Source organism: Actibacterium sp. 188UL27-1 (assembly GCF_016901225.1).
Lineage (GTDB): Bacteria > Pseudomonadota > Alphaproteobacteria > Rhodobacterales > Rhodobacteraceae > 188UL27-1.
Window position 1 is genome coordinate 1 of the sequence record NZ_JAFEUL010000041.1, and the last position, 4887, is coordinate 4887.

A 4887-nucleotide genomic window follows, 5' to 3' on the forward strand; every position below is an offset into this window, starting at 1 on the left:
GCCATCCAATACCATCCGTACAGCGCGTTCGCGGACTTCCGGTGAATACTTGTTCGTTGTCTTGCTCATGATGCTCCATCCTACTCAAGAGTTGGAGCCTCCGGCAAATCCGGCACGGTTCAGCAATATCATTGGGCAATTTATCAGGCACAGTCATGCCTGATGCCATTACAAAACAAGGGCAGACTGATCCGCGTAAGGGATCCCGTGAGTCACTCCGCCGCGGCAGGGGCTGTCACCTCCAAAGGCCTCACGCGCCGCCAATCCAAACCTGAGAGCAGCATCTCAAACTGTGCAGGCTCCAGGCGCATCACCCCGTTCTTGATCTCCGGCCATTTGAAGCTGTTATCCTGCAGCCGTTTGTAGGCCATCACCAGTCTACTACCGTCCCAGTAGATCAACTTCAGCCGATCCGCCCGCTTGGCGCGGAGGACATAAACCGACCTATCGAAAGGCTTCTGGCGCAAGTGGCTCTGCGCCAAAGCAGCCAGCCCGTCATGGCCGTTGCGGAAGTCCACCGGATCGCTGGCAACAAAATCCGGACACTTTGGGATAGCGTGATCACCTGGCCATGGCCCTTGCGATCTATTCAATCCGTCATTCATTTCCAGCCGAAGGAGGCGATGACAGCGAACTCATTGCCAGGAAAAACCGTGCCTATCTGAGTTCTGGTTCCTTCAGGTCTTGTTTATGTGTTTGGACAGGAGCAGGGATAAGAAGCCCTTTAGTGTTGGTCTTCGCCGAGGTAAACAAAACTCATTTTGTTGCCATCAAGATCGCGGGCATATGCACCGTAGAAATCGGGTCCATAAAGCGGTCTTGGGCCAGGATTACCTTCATTCGTTCCACCTTCTGTCAGAGCAATCCGATGCGCTGTATCAACCTGTTCTTTGCTGTCACACGAGAACCCAACCATATTGCCATTTCCGGGATCCGCGGCTTCTTCATTGAATGGTGTCATAACCCAAACGCGCCCGCCCCCCCCGCAATCCGTAGCAGAAAGCATGAGGCATATACTCAGTTGTCAACTTGCCACCTATCGCTGGCAGAACTGCATCGTAAAAGCCACGCGCTGTTTTAACATCGTTTGATCCAAGCATGACATAGTTGAGAGACATGGGGCGGTGTCCTTCATGGCAAGTATGGTTGCTTTTTTCGTTTCGGTCTCTTCCGAGTTTCGTCAGGTTCAGTCGTCAATTGGTGGAAACCAGGTTAGCGAGGAGTGATGCAACGAGATCAAAACGCGTCCTTCTAGCTTATGATACGCAAATGTGTAGTCGGCCCGCGTCGCGTTCCCCGCACCATCCACAAACGTGTAATGGCCCATGTCCTTGTATCCAAGACCACCTGCTTTGAGTATAGGTCCGACCGCGCTTTGAAACTCGACCGTCCTCCATCCACGTTTCAGAAATCCACTATCCTGCGGGTAGTCGGGGTCACCTCCGACGAAATACGCTTTCGCTCCTTTCTCATCCAAGCGGATCACATCTGCCAAAGTGGGTTTAAACAGAAGTGGTTCGTCCGGATCGCCGAAATCATAGAGGTCAAGTAAGCCGTCTACGTCTTGATCGGTTACGCATTTCGCCCAAGCCCTTTGCGCTGTGACTACTTCGGCTTTCATCATTGGTTCAAAGCTACGTTCGGGCATAGGTCTGTCGGTCTTTCTGGGTCTGGTTTGTCAAAACAGTCTGAATCGTATCGTAATATTCCAAGTTGCGGAACATCCCTCTATAACTCCGCAGCTAATACTACAGCTGGCCGGTCATCCCCAGATCACACCAGCTTTTTAGAGATGTGCTGTGGCCAAGCCGAGACTAATTCGATGACGAGAGAACAATGACGATCCATGTAAGCTACCAGATGGCGCGCCTCGCACGCTTTCTGACAATGCGGCAGCTCCAAGGCTCGCTTCAGATATCGGTAAGAGCCTTGCAAAGCGCAGTTGCAGCAGTTGTGGATGGAGTTTTGTCCGACCTTTCCACACCGCTTCCAGACACGGCGCAACTGTTGAACTGATACCGGACCACGCGATGGCTATTCGTTTTCGGGCCTCGGTTTCGCACCACCAAACGCGATATATGCTGACAGGTTAACTTCATTTTTGTGGAAAGCGCCTATAGCTGCGCCCTCATAGGGTGGGACTGACATGGCACCGCAGCGGTCTGAAATCGGTAAGAAATGCGCGCCCAATCTCCGGTTGGACCAAGATCGAGTTGTGAACGCCGTTCTCGACACGGCGCCTGATCTGCTGGGGGCGCGGGCCGCGGCGCTGGTCCACTTGTCAGAGACGCCCGGGATGATCTGCGCCAACGCCGCAGCCGAACAGTTGCTTCCGCGTGCGGATATTCTGGACGCCTTGAGGTCAGCGAAAGGGTTCGCACCACTTGCCGTTCCCACGGACCATAATTTTGCGGGAACGATCATTCCCATCCCTATCGAAGACTGTGGGTCAGACGACCTTCACCTGCTCATTGCGCTATTCGAAGACCCCATGCCGCTACTCAGTGAATACCGCCCTGCGGCTCAATCTCTCGCAAACCTTCTGGCGGAAGCTATTCGTAACGCGACTGAACGCCAGGAGATTGAAAGCGACCGTGTTGCCCTAATTGAGGCCATCAAACTCGGCAACGATACGCTCGTGATCTATGATGAAAATGATTGCGTGCTCTTCGGCATCGAAGGTCGCAGTAAATATCAAGACACTGATGATATATTTCCGCGGGGCGTTCACATTGTCGACGCGCACCGGAAGGTGGCGGAGCAGATTTTGAAACTACCTGAACCTGAACAAGAAAAATGGATCGAGGAGCGCACCCGGTACGCGCCCGACGCTCCCTATGAGATCGAGCGTAAAACCGCGAAGGGGCGCGGTCTGGTGAAAGACGGCTACTCGCCGACCGGGGCGCGGGTGACCAGCTTCCTCGATCTAACCGCCGTGCTAGGCAAGACCGAACTTTATCAAGAGATTTTGCGTCAAGTTGAGACGAATGCTTCTGCCCTTCGTGAAGCGCATAAAGAGATGCAGATCCAGGCTCTTACCGATGCTTTGACGGGTCTTAAGAACCGGCGCGCCCTAGAATGTGAGCTAGACAGGCTGACCGCGCTAGATGGCCCGTCCACCACATTCGCGTTGCTGCACTTGGATCTAGATCGGTTCAAGGCGATCAATGATACCCTCGGCCACCAGGCGGGCGACACCGTCCTCTGCCACGTTGCCAACACCTCGCGGCAGTTTGCGCAACCGGATGATTTTGTCTCCAGGATCGGTGGTGATGAGTTCATCATCATCGCAGCCGGTGTTGATATTGCGACCCAGACCGCGACGCGGTTGATTTCGGCGCTGAGTGAACCCCTCGAAGTGAATAGTGAACTCTGCACATTTGGTGCCAGTGTTGGCATAGCGCTCTGGGATCATGAGAGCCCCATTCACAGCAACCGATTACTGAGTGATGCCGATATTGCGCTCTACCACGCGAAGGAGCAGGGGCGCGGTCGCTACGCGATTGTGACCGATGAGTTGCGCGAAGCGGTACGGCGTCGGAAATCAATGTCCGATGCCTTGCATCTTGCGCTCCAGAACGACGAGTTCTTCGTTGTCTATCAACCGCAGTACGACGCCGTAACCGAGGCGCTTGTTGGTGTCGAAGCCTTGGTCCGGTGGAACCATCCCCAGATGGGGGTCCTAGCACCGCCAGATTTTCTACCACTCGCTGAAAGGCTTCGGCTGATCTCGGATATTGATCGTGTTGTGCTGGGAAAGGTCGCGGAGGATGATCGGTTTTGGCGAAGTCGAAACCTCATATTGCCAAGCATATCCGTCAACATCGCAAGCGAACGCCTACGTGATCCGGACTTGTTGGATGACATCAAAGTGCTGCCACAGCTTCATCATCGGCTCGTGATCGAAATCCTTGAAAGCGTTTTTTCTGATCAGCTTGATGAAGACACACAGGACATCCTCCACTGTTTGGCCGAGTTTGGGGTGCGGATTGACGTCGATGATTTTGGTATGGGTCACTCTTCTTTGATGGGCTTGCTGTCGCTCCGGCCAGAGCGCTTGAAGATCTCCCGAGACTTCGTCGCCCCACTCCCCGGCTCAGCCCAACACGCCGATGTCACGAAATTCATCATTGATATCGCCGGTTCGCTCAGTATCGCGGTCATTGCTGAGGGTGTTGAAACAGAACAGCAACGAGCGTTTCTCGCCGATGCCGGGTGTCAGGTGCTTCAAGGCTACTATTTTTCGCACCCAATCACCGCAGCATCACTTCTCGAACATCTTACAAAAGATAGCTTAAAAGCGTCGAGCTAACCGGAGCAGCAGCCCCGCAAAAAGCGCAGAAGCACACTTGACCAGCATGAGTTGCAGAGACTGACTTTTACACTCTCTGTTTGACGTCAGCGCCTACCCCAACTTTTGCCCACTCCCAAGGCTGGGGTCATGCTGTTGGAGCCGCGCATGCAGGTGGACGTGGAAAGCTGGAAAACCCATGGCAACGGGCGAGCCTGTCAAACGACAACGAGCGGCCTCGGACGCGGAAGCGCGACGAAGGAACCGAGCGCAAACCCAAATCATCAAGAGGCGGAGGAAAAAACACGCCATCATGACCGACAAGGCAGCAATTCCTCGACAGCTTTCGCCTTGCGTAGATAGGGCGGAAGGATCGACGAACTGAACCGTACCTTCTCAGCCTGCTGCCCGCGATTCCGCACGCGTGGCACCCTTACGACCACGGGACCCACCCCGGTCATGACCTCGCGCTCAGTGACCTGCTCCCCTTAGAGTCCGCTAATTTAGGTTAGCTCTGTTCAGGTTTTGGTCTTCCTTTGACCGGTTAGCATATTCGGCTGGCGTCATACCAGCGAGGCTTGTGTGCGGACGGTGGT

The 4887-nt window shown here is 54.3% G+C and carries 5 protein-coding genes and 1 pseudogene; 2 read left to right on the forward strand and 4 right to left on the reverse strand.

What is annotated here, in order from left to right; all coding sequences use genetic code 11:
* Window positions 1-212: 212 nt before the first annotated feature.
* The 3 genes from tnpB to IU397_RS22970 all read right to left on the reverse strand — a co-directional run bounded on the left by tnpB (window position 213) and on the right by IU397_RS22970 (window position 1648).
* A complete protein-coding gene (gene tnpB, locus IU397_RS22960; protein ID WP_204417953.1) occupies window positions 213-593 on the reverse strand; it encodes an IS66 family insertion sequence element accessory protein TnpB in 381 nt (126 codons plus the stop codon).
* 131 nt (window positions 594-724) lie between these two features.
* The gene (locus IU397_RS23510) at window positions 725-961 is read right to left on the reverse strand and encodes a VOC family protein (RefSeq protein WP_239480019.1); all 237 of its coding nucleotides are present in this window, start codon (window positions 959-961) and stop codon (window positions 725-727) included.
* Between the two features lie 225 nt (window positions 962-1186).
* A complete protein-coding gene (locus IU397_RS22970) occupies window positions 1187-1648 on the reverse strand; it encodes a phosphoribosyl-AMP cyclohydrolase (protein ID WP_204417954.1) in 462 nt (153 codons plus the stop codon).
* Window positions 1649-1836: 188 nt separating this feature from the next.
* Between IU397_RS22970 and IU397_RS22975 the strand changes: the two genes are divergently transcribed.
* Both IU397_RS22975 and IU397_RS22980 read left to right on the forward strand, forming a co-directional pair.
* Window positions 1837-2016, forward strand: a complete 180-nt coding sequence (locus tag IU397_RS22975; protein WP_204417955.1) for a hypothetical protein — start codon at window positions 1837-1839, stop codon at window positions 2014-2016.
* A 130-nt stretch (window positions 2017-2146) separates the two neighbouring features.
* Window positions 2147-4312: a bifunctional diguanylate cyclase/phosphodiesterase gene (locus IU397_RS22980; RefSeq protein ID WP_204417956.1), complete on the forward strand. Its 2166-nt coding sequence runs from the start codon at window positions 2147-2149 to the stop codon at window positions 4310-4312.
* Window positions 4313-4614: 302 nt separating this feature from the next.
* Here the strand turns inward: IU397_RS22980 and IU397_RS23515 are convergent.
* Window positions 4615-4764: pseudogene (locus IU397_RS23515) on the reverse strand (IS256 family transposase); the annotation flags it as partial.
* Window positions 4765-4887: the final 123 nt, after the last annotated feature.

What these genes read in the sequence shown, in the direction of transcription:
- IU397_RS23510 (WP_239480019.1), bottom strand. Translation starts at nt 961, where the DNA reads ATGACACCATTCAATGAAGAAGCCGCGGATCCCGGAAATGGCAATATG.
- IU397_RS22970 (WP_204417954.1), bottom strand. Translation starts at nt 1,648, where the DNA reads ATGCCCGAACGTAGCTTTGAACCAATGATGAAAGCCGAAGTAGTCACA.
- IU397_RS22975 (WP_204417955.1), top strand. Translation starts at nt 1,837, where the DNA reads ATGACGATCCATGTAAGCTACCAGATGGCGCGCCTCGCACGCTTTCTG.
- IU397_RS22980 (WP_204417956.1), top strand. Translation starts at nt 2,147, where the DNA reads ATGGCACCGCAGCGGTCTGAAATCGGTAAGAAATGCGCGCCCAATCTC.